This window comes from Clavibacter vidaverae, assembly GCF_047529985.1.
GTDB classification, from domain to species: Bacteria; Actinomycetota; Actinomycetes; order Actinomycetales; family Microbacteriaceae; genus Clavibacter; species Clavibacter nebraskensis_A.
The window spans coordinates 1,679,925-1,694,549 of record NZ_JBLJAM010000001.1; the positions used below are offsets into that span (position 1 = coordinate 1,679,925).

The window sequence follows — 14,625 nt, forward strand, 5'->3', positions numbered from 1 at the left end:
TACCCCGCTCCCCCGTGCGCTCCCCGGACGGCGCGGCGGGTGCCACCGGGGAGGAGGTCGCGCGGCCTCCGGCACGACGCCCGGTAGGTCAGTCGATCGACTTGTGGAGAATCGGATGCCGTCCGATGCCCGAGCACCATCCTCATGACAGCGGCGACCCGCGCCGCGAGCACCGCCACGAGGAACATCCACTGAGGAGGCACCGATGACACGCATCACCTCTGCACCATCCGGCACCACGAACGGCCGCGGACGGATCGGACGCGCGCACCAGCACGTCGCCGCCGTCGCCGTCGCCATCACCGCGGCACTCGCCCTGGTGATCGGCTACTCCCTCCCGGCCCAGGCGACCGAGAGGCACCTCGCCAGCGCGACCACGACCGCGAGCGCGCATGCCGCGGCGGCCGAGGCCCGGGCGGGAGCGGCCATCACCGCGACCGCCTCCGCGGTCACGACGGGCGACGGGGCGACCACCCACCTCGACCCGAGGACCCTCACCCCGGACGACCCGCGCGTGATCACCGCGAGCTCGAAGTCAGCCGGCTGGGACCGGCACGGACCGTGGGTCGACATCAGCAGGGACGCGTGGCCGATCATCACGGCGATCACGGGCGCCGGCGCCACGGCGAGGTTCTGCGGGATCGCCAAGATCGGCCCCTTCCTCTGCCTGATCGGCGTGGGCCTGATCGCCGGCGTCACCGAGTGGGTGAAGCACCACCCGCCGTGCCCCGGCGACCAGGTGTTCCGGTTCTACCTCGGTGACACGCCCAGCTACTGCCACGACTGATCCCCGCCCACCGCGATGCGCGCCCCTCCCTCGGAGGGGCGCGCATCCGCGCATAGGGTGGGGTGATGAGCGTCGACGTGACCCACGACCCCGACGGCTCGCGCTACACGCTGTGGCTCGACGGCGAGCGCGCGGGCTTCGCGGACTACCTGATCCAGGGCGACCGCATCGTCTTCACCCACACCGAGATCGACCCCGCGAAGCGGCGCGGCGGTCTCGGCGGCGAGCTGGTGCGGGCGGCCCTCGACGACGTGCGCGGCGGATCCCGCACGGTCGTGGCCGCGTGCCCGTTCGTGGCGGAGTGGATCGACGAGCACCCCGACTACCGGGAGCTGCTCGAGCGCGGCTGAGGCGGTCCGGCGGGACCGCCGTCGATCACGGGACGCGCGTGAGCCACTCCGGCGTCGAGAACTTGTCCTCGACGAGCTGGCGGGTCTTCGCCCACTCCTCCGGCGTGACCTCGCCCGGCTTCCCGCCGTAGAGGCCGGTGAACGTGGCCTTCATCCGGTCGATGATCTCGGCGCGGCTCATGCCCGTCTGGCTGCGGAGCGGGTCCACGCGCTTGGCGGCGCTCGTGATGCCCTTGTCGCTGATCTTCTCGCGGCCGATGCGGAGCACCTGCACCATCTTCTCGCCGTCCATGTCGTAGCTCATGGTGACGTGGTGCAGCACGGCGCCGGCGCCGAGGCGCTTCTGCGCGGCGCCCCCGATCTTGCCGGTGGGGCTCGTGATGTCGTTGAGCGGCTGGTACGACGCGTCGATGCCGAGCGAGCGGAGCGCGGTGATGACCCACTCGTCGAGGTAGGCGTAGGAGTCGGCGAAGGTCATGCCCTGCACGAGGTCGACGGGCGCGTAGATCGAGTACGTGATGACCGCACCTGCCTCCATGTACATGGCGCCGCCGCCGGAGACGCGGCGCACGACGTCGAAGCCGTGGGCGGCGGCCTGCTCGGCGTCGACCTCGTTGCGGAGCGACTGGAAGCTGCCGATGACGACGGCCGGCTGGTCCCACTCCCAGATGCGCAGCGTGGGGTTCCGGCGCCCGGCGCCGACCTCCTCGGCGAGCACCTGGTCGAGCGCCATCTGCTCGACGGGGCGGTAGGCGCGGTCGTGGATGACCTCCCACTCGTAGTCGCCCCAGTTCGTGGCGCGGGCGAGCGAGCGGCGGATCGCGACGGCGACGGCCTCGGGCGAGAAGCCGAGGAGCACGGCCTGCGGCGGGAGCGCGCGGCGGATCGCGGCGGCGATCGCGTTGGCGTCGCTGTCCTCGGGGAGGCCGTTGACGGCCCGGTCGATGGCCTCGAGCGCGTCGTCGGGCTCCAGGAAGAAGTCGCCCGCGAGGCGGAAGCCGGAGATGCGGCCGTCGGTCACGTCGAGGTCGACCACGACGAGCTTGCCGCCGGGGACCTTGTACTCACCATGCATCCGCCCAGCCTAGGCCCGGGCGCGCCGCCCTCCCCGGGTGGGGGATCCACCCGAGGCGCCGGCATGTGCGACGGTGGGGACGTGCGCATCACCTGGGCGGTCGTCCGCCTCCTCACCACCCTGACCGTGCTGGTCTCCGTCACGAGCCAGTACGTCGTCAGCTCCTCGTACTGGCGGAGCATCGGGGTGGAGGGGATCTGGGGCAAGACGATCGACTTCCTCATGTACTTCACGATCCAGTCGAACCTGCTCGCGGCCGTGGTCCTGGGCGTCGGCGCCGTGCGGCTGCTGCGCCGCGCGCCCGCGCCGGGACGCGGCTGGACGACGCTGCGCCTGGCGGCGACGACCTACATGGTGACCACCGGCGCGGTCTACAACCTGCTGCTCCGCGGCCTGCCGACGATCCCCGGCGGCAACCTCCCGTGGTCGAACGAGGTGCTGCACGTGGTAGTCCCCCTGCTCGTGCTCGCCGACTGGCTGCTCGCGCCGGACCGCCGGGCGCTCGGCTACGGCGCGGTCGGCCGGGTGGTCGTCTACCCGCTCGCCTGGGTGGCGGTGACGCTCGCCCGCGGACCGTTCACCGGCAACGAGGTCACGGGGGCGGCGACCTACTACCCGTACCCGTTCCTGGATCCCGCCACCGACGGCGGCGGGTACGGCGCCGTCGCCGTCTGGGTCGTGGTCATCGCGGCGCTGATCTGCGGATTGACGCTCCTGCTGACGTGGGCGGGGCGGCGCGCGTCGAGGTCCGCGGCGGCCTGAGCGCGCTCTCCCCATCGCGCGGGCGTTCGAACATGCGTTCGAACATCCGGGCTATGCTCGCGCCATGAGCATCGCGTTCCAGGCCTCCCTCTTCGACGACCTCCAGGCCGAGCCGGCCATCGGCGCGCTCGGCGGCGAGGTGGAGCGGCTCGACCTGGGACAGGGCGCCTGGCTCGACATCCGGCCCGGCTGGGTCACCGACTCCGACGCGCTGTTCGAGCGCCTCGTGGAGGACGTGGAGTGGACGGCGGACACGCGCCTGATGCACGGCCGCGTGGTCGAGGTGCCCCGGCTGCTCTCCTGGTTCGGGCCGCGCGCGACCCTCCCGGCACCCGTGCTCGTGGAGGCGCGCGACGCGCTCAACGACCACTACGGCCGGCCGCCCGGGCAGGTGCTCGAGACCGCCGGGCTCTGCTTCTACCGCACGGGCGACGACAGCGTCGCCTGGCACGGCGACCGCGTCGGGCGCGCCATCGACCGGGACACGATGGTGGCCATCGTCTCGGTCGGCGCGGCCCGCACCCTCTCGCTACGACCCAAGGGCGGCGGCGAGGTGCGGCGCTTCCCGCTCGGGCACGGCGACCTCGTGGTCATGGGCGGCAGCGCGCAGCGCACGCACGAGCACGCCATCCTCAAGACGGCCAAGGCCGTGGGGCCGCGCATCAGCATCCAGTTCCGGCCGGTCTGGCCCGTCTGATCCGTCGGCACCCCCTGTTCAGGGGGCGTTCCGCGGGTGATCACCGGGCGTGACGCGCCGTTCCCCCTCGGCGCGCATACTCGCTGCCGACAGCGACGTCCCGCCGCGCACCGCGGCGTGCCGCCGCTGCCGGCGACGCCGACGACCCGGGCGCGATCCGCATCGGGCGTCCCGTCGTCATCGCGGTGGCACCCGCGCGGATCCCGCGCCCGGGCAGAGATCGCCGTCGCCCGCACCGCACCGCATCCCCGCGACGCCCTGCACCGACCCGCATCGCACCCACGCACCACCCTGCCCCGCATCCCCGCACGCTCCTCTCCGCAGCAGCCCTCCCCGTCACGCGCCCGCGATCCCCGCCGGCCTCCGTGATCCCGCCCGCGCGCCCGCCCTCGCCGGACGCGCATGGAAGAAGGACATCGCACCGTGAGCACCTCCCGCCCCGACCAGCACCCCGCCGACCGCACCAGGAGCGCCGGCGCCGACGCCGCGCCTCCCCTGGATCCCACGCACCCCTACCGCGGCGGGATCCGCCCCGGCGTGAGCCGCCGCACCCTCCTGATGGGCGGCGCCGCCGCGATCATGGCCGGCGTCGCCGCCGGATCCACGACGGGCACCATGAGCGCCACCGCCGCGACCGCGGCCACGCGCCGGAACCTCACGCGGTCGATCAGGGACGTCGAGCACGTCGTGATCCTCATGCAGGAGAACCGCTCCTTCGACCACTACTACGGCACCTTCCCCGGCGTCCGCGGCTTCAGCGACAGGCAGGCGGTCGAGTACCCCGGCGGCGGATCGGTCTTCGCCCAGCCCGACGCCACCCGGACCGACGGCGGCCACCTCCTGCCGTTCCCCCTCGACTCCGCGAACCACAACGCGCAGGGCGCCGGCAGCCTCAACCACTCCTGGAAGGGCGGCCACGCGGCCTGGAACGAGGGCGCCTGGGACAACTGGGTCGTCGCCAAGACGCAGCAGACGATGGGGTACTTCACGAAGGACGACGTGCCCTTCCACCACGCCCTGGCCCAGGCGTTCACGATCGCCGACCACTACCACTGCTCGCTCATCGGCCCGACGACCCCGAACCGGCTGTACCAGTGGACCGGGACCATCGATCCGGAGGGGAGGGCCGGCGGGCCGATCATCAGCAACCCGGAGCCCTATGAGCCGGTCTTCCGCTGGACCACGTACCAGGAGCGCCTGCAGCACGCCGGCGTCACCTGGAAGACGTACGCGAACGACGAGGTGGGCGACCCGGACAAGGCGCCCTACGTCGGCGACTACGGCTGCAACCCGCTGTGGCAGTTCCAGCAGTACCACGACGCGTTCGCCTCGAAGGATCCCGCGGTGCGCCAGCTCGCGCTCAACGGCGGGCTGCACGACGGCTGGAAGCCGGACTCCGGCCGCGGCCTCGACGTGTCCTACCTGCTGCAGGAGTTCGGCGCCGACGCGGCCGCGAACACGCTGCCGCAGGTCTCGTACGTGGTGTCGCCCTACGGCTGGAGCGAGCACCCCGAGGCGAGCCCGGACTACGGCGCGCACTACACGAACGCCGTCATCCACGCGCTGATGAGCAACCCTGACACGTGGGCCAGCACCGTCCTGCTCCTCAACTACGACGAGAACGACGGCTACTTCGACCACCTGCTCCCGCCGCTCGCCGAGCCCGGGACGCGGGACGAGTACGTCGGCGGGCTCCCCATCGGGTACGGCACGCGCGTGCCGCTCACCGTCGTCTCGCCCTGGAGCCGCGGCGGCTGGGTCGACTCGCAGGTCTTCGACCACACGTCGATCATCCGGTTCCTCGAGACCTGGACCGGCGTCCGCGAGCCCAACATCTCCGACTGGCGCCGCACGATCTCGGGCGACCTCACCTCCTGCTTCGACTTCGCCCACCCCGACTTCTCGATCCCCACCGCCGACCAGGTGCTGCCGCTCAGCGAGACCCGCACCCTCCTCGCGGCGGCGGACGCGGATCTCGCCAAGCCGCCTGTGCAGGAGCCGGCCGCGGGCGCGCAGGTGATGCCGGCGCAGGATCCGGGCACCATGCGGCGCCGGTCGCTCCCCTACCGCCAGGACGCCGACGTGACGGTGGACCGCGGCACGGGAGCGATCACGCTGACGATGCGCAACCAGGGCGCGCAGGGCGTCTCGCACCAGGTGTTCCCGAACATCGCGCTGCCCTTCGCGAGCACCCCGTTCACGCTGGCGCCGAGCGGATCCGCGACGTACACCTGGGACAGCGCGGCGCACGCGGGCGCGTACGACTTCAGCGTCTACGGACCCGACCGGTTCCTCCGCCGCTTCGCCGGCACCGTGGTCCCGGCGACGACCGGCGACGTGCCCGTGCCCGTCGTCCAGGCCGAGGCCGTGACGGGCGGCTCGCCCTTCCTGCGGCTCACGCTCGGGAACGAGGGCTCGCCCTCGGTGGACTACACGATGACGTCGAACGACTTCATCGAGCGCGTGCGGCACGAGACCGTGAAGCCCGGCCGCCGGACGACCGTGAGGTGGCCGCTCGACCGGTGGGGCTACTACGACGTGATCGTCGAGGCGCCGGGCGGCTTCCGCCACCGCTTCGCCGGTCGCGTCGAGTAGCCGCCGCGCCCGCGCTCCGGGGGGCGCGGGCGACTCCCCCGCCTGTTCAGGGATCGTTCCCACCCGCGTCACGCCGAGTGACGCGCTGTTCCGACGGCGGCCGCATACTCGCGGCTGGCACGGCGTCGTCCCCGCGCGATCCGCACCCGGACGCCATCCCCGGTCGTGCCGGCGCCCGGGCGGCATCCCCGTCCGAGGGCCCGGGATCCGCACCGCCCGCTCCACCGCACCCGCATCCCCGCCGCTCCCGGGCCCTCCCGGGACGACCGGGTCCCCGCCTGCGCGCCGCGCCGGGCACGACCAGGAAGAAGGACCGTCACCGTGAGCACCTCCAAGCCCGAAGAGCACGCCCCGGACGTCGACCTGCAGGCCGGCGTCGACGCCGCGCCGCCGCTCGACCCCTCGCGCTCCTACCGCGCCGGGATCCGCCCGGGCGTCAGCCGACGCACCGTCCTGCTCGGCGGCGCCGCCGCGATCATGGCCGGCGTCGCCGCGGGAGCCGCCTCCGGCGCGCCCGGCGCCGCGTCGGCCGCCACCGCCCATGCCCGCCGCCACCTCACCGGCTCCATCGCCGACGTCGAGCACGTCGTGATCCTCATGCAGGAGAACCGCTCGTTCGACCACTACTTCGGCACCCTCCCGGGCGTCCGCGGCTTCGGCGACAAGCAGGCCGTGGAGCTGCCGGGCGGCGGCACCGTCTTCGCGCAGCCCGACGCGAGCCGCCCCGACGGCGGGCGCATGCTCCCCTTCCCGCTCGACTCCTCCCGCTACAACGCGCAGGGCGCGGGCGGCCTCGACCACTCGTGGAAGGGCGGACACCAGGCGTGGAACAAGGGCGCGTGGGACAACTGGGTCGTCGCGAAGAGCGAGCAGACCATGGGCTACTTCACGAAGGAGGACCTCCCCTTCCACCACGCCCTCGCCTCCGCGTTCACCATCGCCGACCACTACCACTGCTCGCTCATCGGCCCGACGACCCCGAACCGCCTCTTCCAGTGGACCGGCACCGTCGACCCGCGCGGGAAGGCGGGCGGCCCCGCGATCGACAACCCCGACGACTACGCGCCCGTGTTCGGCTGGACCACCTACCCCGAGCGCCTGCAGGAGGCCGGGATCAGCTGGAGGACGTACGCGAACGACGAGGTCGGCGACGAGAGCACGCACCCCTACGTGGGCGACTACGGCGACAACCCGCTCTGGCTCTTCCACCGGTACCACGAGGCGCTCGCCTCCACGGATCCGGCGACGCGCGAGCTCGCGCTCAACGGCGGGCTGCACGACGGGTGGAAGCCCGATTCGGGCAAGGGCCTCGACGTGACGCACCTCCTGGAGGAGTTCGGGCGCGACGCCGCGGCGAACACGCTGCCGCAGGTGTCCTACGTCGTCGCGCCGTACGGCTGGAGCGAGCACCCCAAGGCCAGCCCCGACTACGGCGCGCACTACACGAACGCGGTGATCCAGGCGCTCATGAGCAACCCGGACACCTGGGCGAGCACCGTGCTCCTCATCAACTACGACGAGAACGACGGCTACTTCGACCACCAGCTGCCGCCGCTCGCGGAGCCCGGCACGCCCGACGAGTACGTGGACGGCCTGCCGATCGGCTACGGCACGCGCGTGCCGCTCACGGTGGTGTCGCCGTGGAGCCGCGGCGGCTGGGTCGACTCGCAGGTGTTCGACCACACCTCGGTGATCCGGTTCCTCGAGACGTGGACGGGCGTGCGCGAGCCGAACATCTCCGACTGGCGGCGCTCGATCTCGGGCGACCTCACGTCGTGCTTCGACTTCGCGCACCCCGACTTCTCGATCCCGACCGCCCGCGAGGTGCTGCCGCTCAGCGCCACGCAGGCGCTCGTCGCGGCCGCCGACGCGGACATGGCGAAGCCGCCCGTGCGGGAGCCCGCGGTGGGCGCGCAGCGGATGCCCGAGCAGGAGCCGGGATCCATGCGGCACCGGCCGCTCCCCTACCGCCAGGACGCCGACGTCGTGGTCGACCGCGGTACGGGCGCGGTCACGCTCACGATGCGCAACCGCGGCAGCCAGGGCGTCTCGCACCAGGTGTTCCCCAACATCGCCCTGCCGTTCGCGTCCACGCCGTTCACGGTGGCGCCGCGCGGGACGGCGACGTACTCCTGGGACAGCGCGGCCCACGGCGGCGCGTACGACTTCAGCGTCTACGGGCCCGACCGGTTCCTGCGCCGCTTCGCCGGATCCGTGGTGGCGGCCGCGCGCGCGGACGTGCCGGTGCCCGAGGCGACGGCCGAGACGGTCGTGGACGGCCGGCCGCTGCTGCGCATCACCCTCGGCAACGCCGGGAGCCCGTCGGTGAAGTACACGCTCACGGCGAACGACTTCATCACGCGCGTGCGGCACGAGACGGTGAAGCCCGGGCGCACGACGACGGTCGACTGGCCGGTGGACAGGTGGGGCTACTACGACGTGGTCGTCACGGCCGGCGACGGCTTCCGCCACCGGTACGCGGGTCGCGTGCAGTAGCGCCGCCACGCGCGGCGACGCCGGCCGGTCCCGCGTGGGGCCGGTCGGCGTCGTCGTCCGTCAGGCGCGCGCCCGGTCCTGCTCGGCCGGGGGCTCGTCGCGGGATCCGCGTGCCGCGTCGCCGGGCGCCGCCGGCACCTCCGGGCGGCCCGCCTCGACGACCGCCGGGTCGAGCGGCTGCGCGGCGCGCACCACGGCGGCGGGGTCCGCGAGCCCCAGCTGCGTGAGCAGCGGGATCCAGAGGCTGCGGAGCCGGTCGGTCACGTCGCCCTCCGCGGCGTCCGGCGAGCGGAAGGACAGGACGCCGAAGGTGGCGCTGAGCAGGACGTCGACGGCGGCGTCGAGGTCGGCGGCGCGCACCCCCTCGACGGCGAGCTCCGCCTCCAGGTGCGCGCGGGTGAAGCGCCACACGTCGAAGCGGCGCTCCGTGGCGATCCCGAGGCGGCGCAGGTCCTGCTGGAGGCGGATCGCGCCGGCCGCGACCGGGCAGACCTCGACCGTGCGCGCCGCGGTGAGCAGGAAGACGACGAGCTCGTGCAGGCCGCCCGGCTGATCCAGCGCGGCCTCGATGCGCAGCCACCTGGCCTCCTGGTCCTCGATCACGGCACCCGCGAGGCCCTCCTTGGAGGGGAAGAGGTGGTAGCCGATGGCCGACTTGGGCTTGCCCATCGCCTCGGCGACGCGCGAGAACGACGTGCCCTCGTAGCCGTGGGCGGCGAACTGCGCGCCCGCCGCCTCGACGATCTCGCGCCGTGCGCGCATGACCGCCGCCTGCCGCTGGTTCATGTCGTGCTCCCGTCCGCTCCCGCGATGCATGGCACAGGAGCGCGACAGAGGGTACCCGGGCGGATCGACGCGAGACCGAGCAGCGGGTGTACGGCACCCGGCTGCCGGTCGCCCCGGCCCGTCCTCTCCACAGGTGGTGAGAACGGTTCTCACATATGGGTAGCATCCGCACGCGCCCTCGCGCACACCCCCTGAAGTCGAAGCCGGATCCCGCATGCCCTCTCGCCCCTCGTCCCTCCCACCCGTCGAGGCCCGCGGGCCCGCCGAGCGCCCGCCGACGGGGGGCCGGATCCGCGCCCTCGCACGCCGCCGCCCGCGGCCCTCGCGCGCCCGGTCGGTCGCCCTCGGCTCCGGCGTCGTCGCCCTCGCGGCCGTCACGGCGCTCGTCGCGAGCGCGCTCGCCGGCACCGGATCCGCGTCCGCCGTCGCCGACCCGGCGGCCGCGCGCGCCGCCTCCGGGCTGCGCGCGCTCGACGGGTCGGCCCCGTCCTGGCCCGCCGACGGATCCGTCGCCCGGATCGGCGACGCGTCGGCCGACGCGACGGTCGCGCTCACGATGCTGCTGGATCCGACCCGCCCCGACGCAGCCCCCGCCGTCGCCGCCTGGCTGCGCGACCGCGGCCTCGACGTCGGCGACGCCCGCGGCGAGGTCGGGGCGCTGCCCGTCTCCGGCACGCTGGCGCTCGCCGCGCGCGCGTTCGACACCGGGTTCGCCCGCTTCCGCGTCGACGGCCACGAGGTGGTGGCCCCCGAGCGCACGCTCGCCGTGCCCGCCGCGCTCGACGCCGTGCGCGGCGTCGCCGGCACCGTGCAGGGCGACGTGCTCATGCCCTCGGACGCGGAGTCCGACGACACGCAGGCGACCGGCGGCAGGCAGGCACCCACCGCCGCGAGCCCGGTGCCCGCGCCGATCCCCGGGCAGGCGTCCGGCGGATCCCCCGCCTCCTCCGCCGACGACGGCACGTGCGCCGCCTGGTGGGGCCAGCGCCTCACCGACGCGTGGCCCGCCTCCGTCGACGTGGCCCACCGCTCGAACTCGCTGTGCGGCTACGGCCCGGCGCAGCTGCGGCGCGTCGACGACGTGCCCGCCGACGACCGCGGCGCCGGCGCGACCATCGCGATCGTCGCGGCCTACGACGACCCGGACACCGCGTCCGACACCGACACCTACTCCCGCGCGGTCGGCGAGCCCGCCTTCACGGCCGGCCAGTACCGCGACCACCCGTCCACCGCACCGCGCACCGGCATCTGCGGCGGCCCGACCGCGTGGACCGACGAGCAGCACCTCGACGTGCAGGCCGTCCACGCGATGGCGCCCGAGGCGGCCGTCTCCTACTGGGGCGCCGACGACTGCACGAGCTCGAGCCTCTACACGCGGATCCTGGACGCGGCCGAGGACGGGCCCGACGTGATCAGCCTCTCCTTCGGCGGGATGGAGGGCCTCGACACGGCGGACGACCGCGAGCTCCTCAACCGCGTGCTCGTGGAGGCGGCGGCGCGCGACGTCTCGGTCTTCGCATCCACCGGCAACGACGGCGACTACAGCGGCGTCGGCGACCACGGCGGCACCGCGACCGTGGCCTCGCCCGCGTCGAGCCCGTACGTGACGGCGGTCGGCGCGACGAGCACGGGCCTCGCCGAGGACGGATCCGTCGCCGTCGAGGCGGGCTGGGAGACGGAGACGCGCTTCGCCCGGAACGGCGCGCTGATCCCGCCGGGCTTCGCGTTCGGCGCGGGCGGCGGCCAGTCGGCCGAGTACGCGCGGCCCAGCTGGCAGGCCGACCGGCTCCCGGTCGCGGGCACCGGGCGGCTGCTGCCGGACGTGGCCTCGCTCGGGGATCCGGACACCGGCTTCATCACCTACGGCCCGCATCACGGCCGCACCGAGTACGCGGCGCACGGCGGCACGAGCCTCGCGACGCCGATGGTGGCCTCCATGGTCGCGATCTCCAAGGCCGTGACCGGCCGGCGCTTCGGCCTCGCGAGCCCCGCCCTCTACGCGCTCATGGGCACGAGCGCGCTGCGCGACGTGCAGCCCGCGTCGGCCGCCACCTGGTCGCCGCGCGGTCCGTCGGCGGGCGCGCTGTGGCCCGAGACGCTCTTCCTGTGGGACACCGGGAGGCAGGGGCTGCGCTCCGCCCCCGGCTGGGACGACGTCACCGGGGCCGGCGTGCCCGCGGGTCGCGCGTTCGTCGAGGGCCTCGGCGCGGAGGCGGGACGATGAGCCGGGCCTCGCGCGGATCCGCCTCGCGCTCCTCCCTCGGGATCCTCGGCACCGCCGGCGCCTGCGCCCTCGCCGCGGTCCTCGCGTGCGGCGGCCTCGTCGCGACCTCGGCCCAGGCCGCGGCCGCCGTGACCACGCGCGCGTCGGGCGTCGAGATCGTCGACATCGACGGCGACACCCTCACCGCGCCCACGCCGCTCGCGGAGTGGGCGTCGGGCGCCGCGGTCGCGCGCACGGCCGCCTCCACCGGCGACGTGCTCAAGGAGAACGCCACGCGCACGACCGGCCTCTCCTCCACCGCCGGGCCCACGGGCGCCACGAGCGCCATCGCCAGCGGCGAGCTCACGCTGCGCGCGCGACCCGCCATCGTGTTCCGCGGCCTCACGGTCGCGTGCACGCCCGGGGCCGCCCCGCGCGTGCACCTCGACGCGCTCACGATCGGCGGCGCGGACGTGACCGCGGACGCCGAAGCGACGCCGGGGTGGTCCCGGGACCTGCCCGACTCCATCTACGGCGCGACCCGCGTGATCGTCGGGTCCACGGAGACGGCGGAGGACGGTTCCGCGACCACCGTCGGCATCCGCGTGGAGGCGGAGGCCGGCGCGTCGGAGATCTGGCGCGTGCGCGCGGGATCCGTGACGTGCCCGGGCGCCACGGCATCCACGCCCACGCCCGCGCCGTCCGCCTCGCCGACGCCGGAGCCGCAGCCGACGCCCGCCCCCGATCCCTCGCCCGCTCCGGACCCCGGACCCGCTCCGGATCCCGCGCCCGCCGCCGGCCGCGTCGCCACCGGCGTGACGGTCACGGCACCGGACGGCTCCCGGACGATCGACGGCCTGCCCCGCGTCGACGGCCTCGACCGCACGGCCACCGCCGACGCCCTCGCGGCGACGGACGGATCGCCCGACCACGCCGCCTCCGTGCGCGTCTCGACCGGCGCCGACGGCACGACCACGGTCGGCGTCGGCTCCTTCGAGCAGCTCCCGGGCGCGCCCGCCGACCCGCTCGCCGAGTACCGCTGGACGGCCTTCCGCGTCTACGGCTTGACGGCCACGATCACGCCGTCGGGCGCCGTCGCGACCGAGTTCGCGGATCCGGGCAGCGCGGTCTTCGTCGACGGCCGCTGGATCGACACCACCACCGACCTCTACACGGGCGTCGACGACCAGGGCGCGCCGCGCCTGACCGTCGCGTTCGGCGAGCGCGAGGTGGCGGCCGACGGCACGCTCACCGTCACGGCCGTGCACTACCGCGACCTCACGGGCGCGCACCCGGACGTGCGCCTCGGCCAGGTCGTCGTGCCGCCCGCGGCCGGGCAGGTCGTCGGCGCGTACGGCGTCGGCGTCACGGCGCCGGACGGCACGGTGCTCGTCGCGCCGCAGCCGGCCGCGACCGTCGCCGCCCCGCATGCCGCGGCGGGCGCCGTGACGGGCACGGGCACGGATCCCGACACCGCCTCGTCCGTCGCCGTCGACCTCGGCACGGGCGACGCCGCGGGCACCGCCACGGTCGACGTGAGCGCGTTCCGGCAGGTGCCCGGCGCCTCCACCGATCCGCTCGCCGAGTACCGCTGGCCGGCGCTCCGGGTGGCCGGGCTGCACGCGGCCGTCTCCGCCGCGGGCGCCATGACCGTGTCCTTCGCGGATCCGGGCAGCGCGGTCTTCGTGGACGGGGTCTGGATCGACACCACCACCGACCTCTACACGGGCGTCGACGCGACCGGCACCCCGCGCGTCGAGGTGCGGTTCGGCGAGCGGTCGGTCGCCGCGGACGGCACCGTGACGCTCACGGCGCTGCACTACCGCGACCTCACCGGGCGCCACCCGGAGGTGCGGCTGGGCGTCGTGACCCTCGCCCCGGGCGGATCGACGACGCCCGCGCCGGACCCGTCGCCGTCGCCGTCGCCCGTGCCGATCGTGCCCGACGCCGCGCCCACCGGCTGGTCGGCGTACGGGATCCGCGCGACCGGGCCCAGCGCCGTCGCGGCGACGCCCGTGGCGCGGCCGGATGCGGACGCGAGCACGAGCACGACCCGCATCGCCCCGGACGCCCTCGCCGCGAGCGACGCCTCCACGGACGCGGGCGCGACCGCCGGGGACGGGGCCGCGGGCCAGATCCGCGCGTCCGGGATCCGCCTCGCCTCGAGCAGCGGCGCGGGCAGCGCCGCGCTCGACGACGTGAGTCTGTACCCGGGCAGCCGCCTGGCCGTGCGGATCACGGGCCTCCGGGTCGCGATCGACGGCAGCGCGGCGCACGTCTCGAGCGACGGCGGCACCATCGCGGGCCAGCGGCTCGCGGCGGGCGACATCGCGCCGGGCACGCGGTTCGCGCTGCCCGACGGCGGATCCGCGGTGCTCGCCGAGGACGTCACCGCGTCCGGCGCGCGCACCGTCACGGGCCTGCACCTCGTCGACGCCACCGGGCTCGCGGCGGACGTCTCGGCGGCCGTCGTCACCACGGCCGCGGTCGCGGTCGACCCGGCGGGCTCGGGATCCGGATCCCCGTCCGGCACGGGCCCGGGCACGGCCACGGATCCCGGCACGGCGACCGGCGGCACCGCGTCCGGCCGCACCCCGTCCGGCGGCGCGACCACCGCGAGCGCGGGCGCGCTCGCACCCGGCGCGCTCGCGTCCGACGGCTCGAGCCCGGCCGGCACCTCGGGCGGCTCGGCCCGCGGATCGCTGCCGCGCACGGGATCCTCGCCCGCGTCGACGCTCGCCCTCGCGGCGCTGCTGCTGCTCGTCGGATCCGCGGCCGCGCTCGAGTCCCGACGCCGCCGTCGCGCGCGGCCGGGAGGCGCCGCCCGCGCCTGACCCGCACGACCCGCCGCCCTCCGACCCGCATCCCGCGGGC

10 protein-coding genes are annotated in these 14,625 nt (G+C 75.2%); 8 read left to right on the plus strand and 2 right to left on the minus strand.

What is annotated here, in order from left to right:
- Window positions 1-205: 205 nt before the first annotated feature.
- Together ACMT9T_RS07820 and ACMT9T_RS07825 are read left to right on the plus strand one after the other, a co-directional pair.
- Window positions 206-787 (plus strand): hypothetical protein, encoded by a 582-nt coding sequence (locus tag ACMT9T_RS07820; protein WP_414745008.1) that lies wholly within the window; start codon window positions 206-208, stop codon window positions 785-787.
- 65 nt (window positions 788-852) lie between these two features.
- Window positions 853-1,137, plus strand: a complete 285-nt coding sequence (locus tag ACMT9T_RS07825) for a GNAT family N-acetyltransferase (protein ID WP_063072487.1) — start codon at window positions 853-855, stop codon at window positions 1,135-1,137.
- A 25-nt stretch (window positions 1,138-1,162) separates the two neighbouring features.
- On the opposite strand, the gene lplAB is transcribed toward ACMT9T_RS07825, so the two are convergent.
- Entirely contained in the window at window positions 1,163-2,212 is a 1,050-nt protein-coding gene (gene lplAB, locus ACMT9T_RS07830; RefSeq protein ID WP_414745009.1) for a lipoate-protein ligase LplAB, read from the minus strand.
- An 81-nt stretch (window positions 2,213-2,293) separates the two neighbouring features.
- Here lplAB and ACMT9T_RS07835 point away from each other — a divergent pair, with 81 nt between their 5' ends.
- The 4 genes from ACMT9T_RS07835 (at window position 2,294) to ACMT9T_RS07850 (ending at window position 8,762) form a co-directional block, all read left to right on the plus strand.
- Window positions 2,294-2,974 (plus strand): Pr6Pr family membrane protein, encoded by a 681-nt coding sequence (locus tag ACMT9T_RS07835; RefSeq protein ID WP_414745010.1) that lies wholly within the window; start codon window positions 2,294-2,296, stop codon window positions 2,972-2,974.
- Window positions 2,975-3,038: 64 nt separating this feature from the next.
- Window positions 3,039-3,671 (plus strand): alpha-ketoglutarate-dependent dioxygenase AlkB, encoded by a 633-nt coding sequence (locus ACMT9T_RS07840; protein WP_414745011.1) that lies wholly within the window; start codon window positions 3,039-3,041, stop codon window positions 3,669-3,671.
- Between the two features lie 423 nt (window positions 3,672-4,094).
- Entirely contained in the window at window positions 4,095-6,266 is a 2,172-nt protein-coding gene (locus ACMT9T_RS07845; protein WP_414745012.1) for a phosphocholine-specific phospholipase C, read from the plus strand.
- Between the two features lie 321 nt (window positions 6,267-6,587).
- On the plus strand, window positions 6,588-8,762 hold the full coding sequence (locus ACMT9T_RS07850) for a phosphocholine-specific phospholipase C (RefSeq protein WP_414745013.1): 2,175 nt from the start codon (window positions 6,588-6,590) through the stop codon (window positions 8,760-8,762).
- Window positions 8,763-8,822: 60 nt separating this feature from the next.
- Here ACMT9T_RS07850 and ACMT9T_RS07855 read toward each other — a convergent pair whose 3' ends face one another.
- Complete coding sequence (locus ACMT9T_RS07855) at window positions 8,823-9,548, minus strand: TetR family transcriptional regulator (RefSeq protein WP_414745014.1); 726 nt, start codon at window positions 9,546-9,548, stop codon at window positions 8,823-8,825.
- A 214-nt stretch (window positions 9,549-9,762) separates the two neighbouring features.
- Here ACMT9T_RS07855 and ACMT9T_RS07860 point away from each other — a divergent pair, with 214 nt between their 5' ends.
- Entirely contained in the window at window positions 9,763-11,772 is a 2,010-nt protein-coding gene (locus ACMT9T_RS07860; RefSeq protein ID WP_414745015.1) for a S53 family peptidase, read from the plus strand.
- Window positions 11,769-14,585, plus strand: coding sequence for an LPXTG cell wall anchor domain-containing protein (locus ACMT9T_RS07865; protein ID WP_414745016.1), 2,817 nt, complete (start codon window positions 11,769-11,771; stop codon window positions 14,583-14,585). The genes ACMT9T_RS07860 and ACMT9T_RS07865 overlap by 4 nt, the downstream gene beginning before the upstream one ends.
- The last annotated feature ends 40 nt before the right edge of the window (window positions 14,586-14,625 follow it).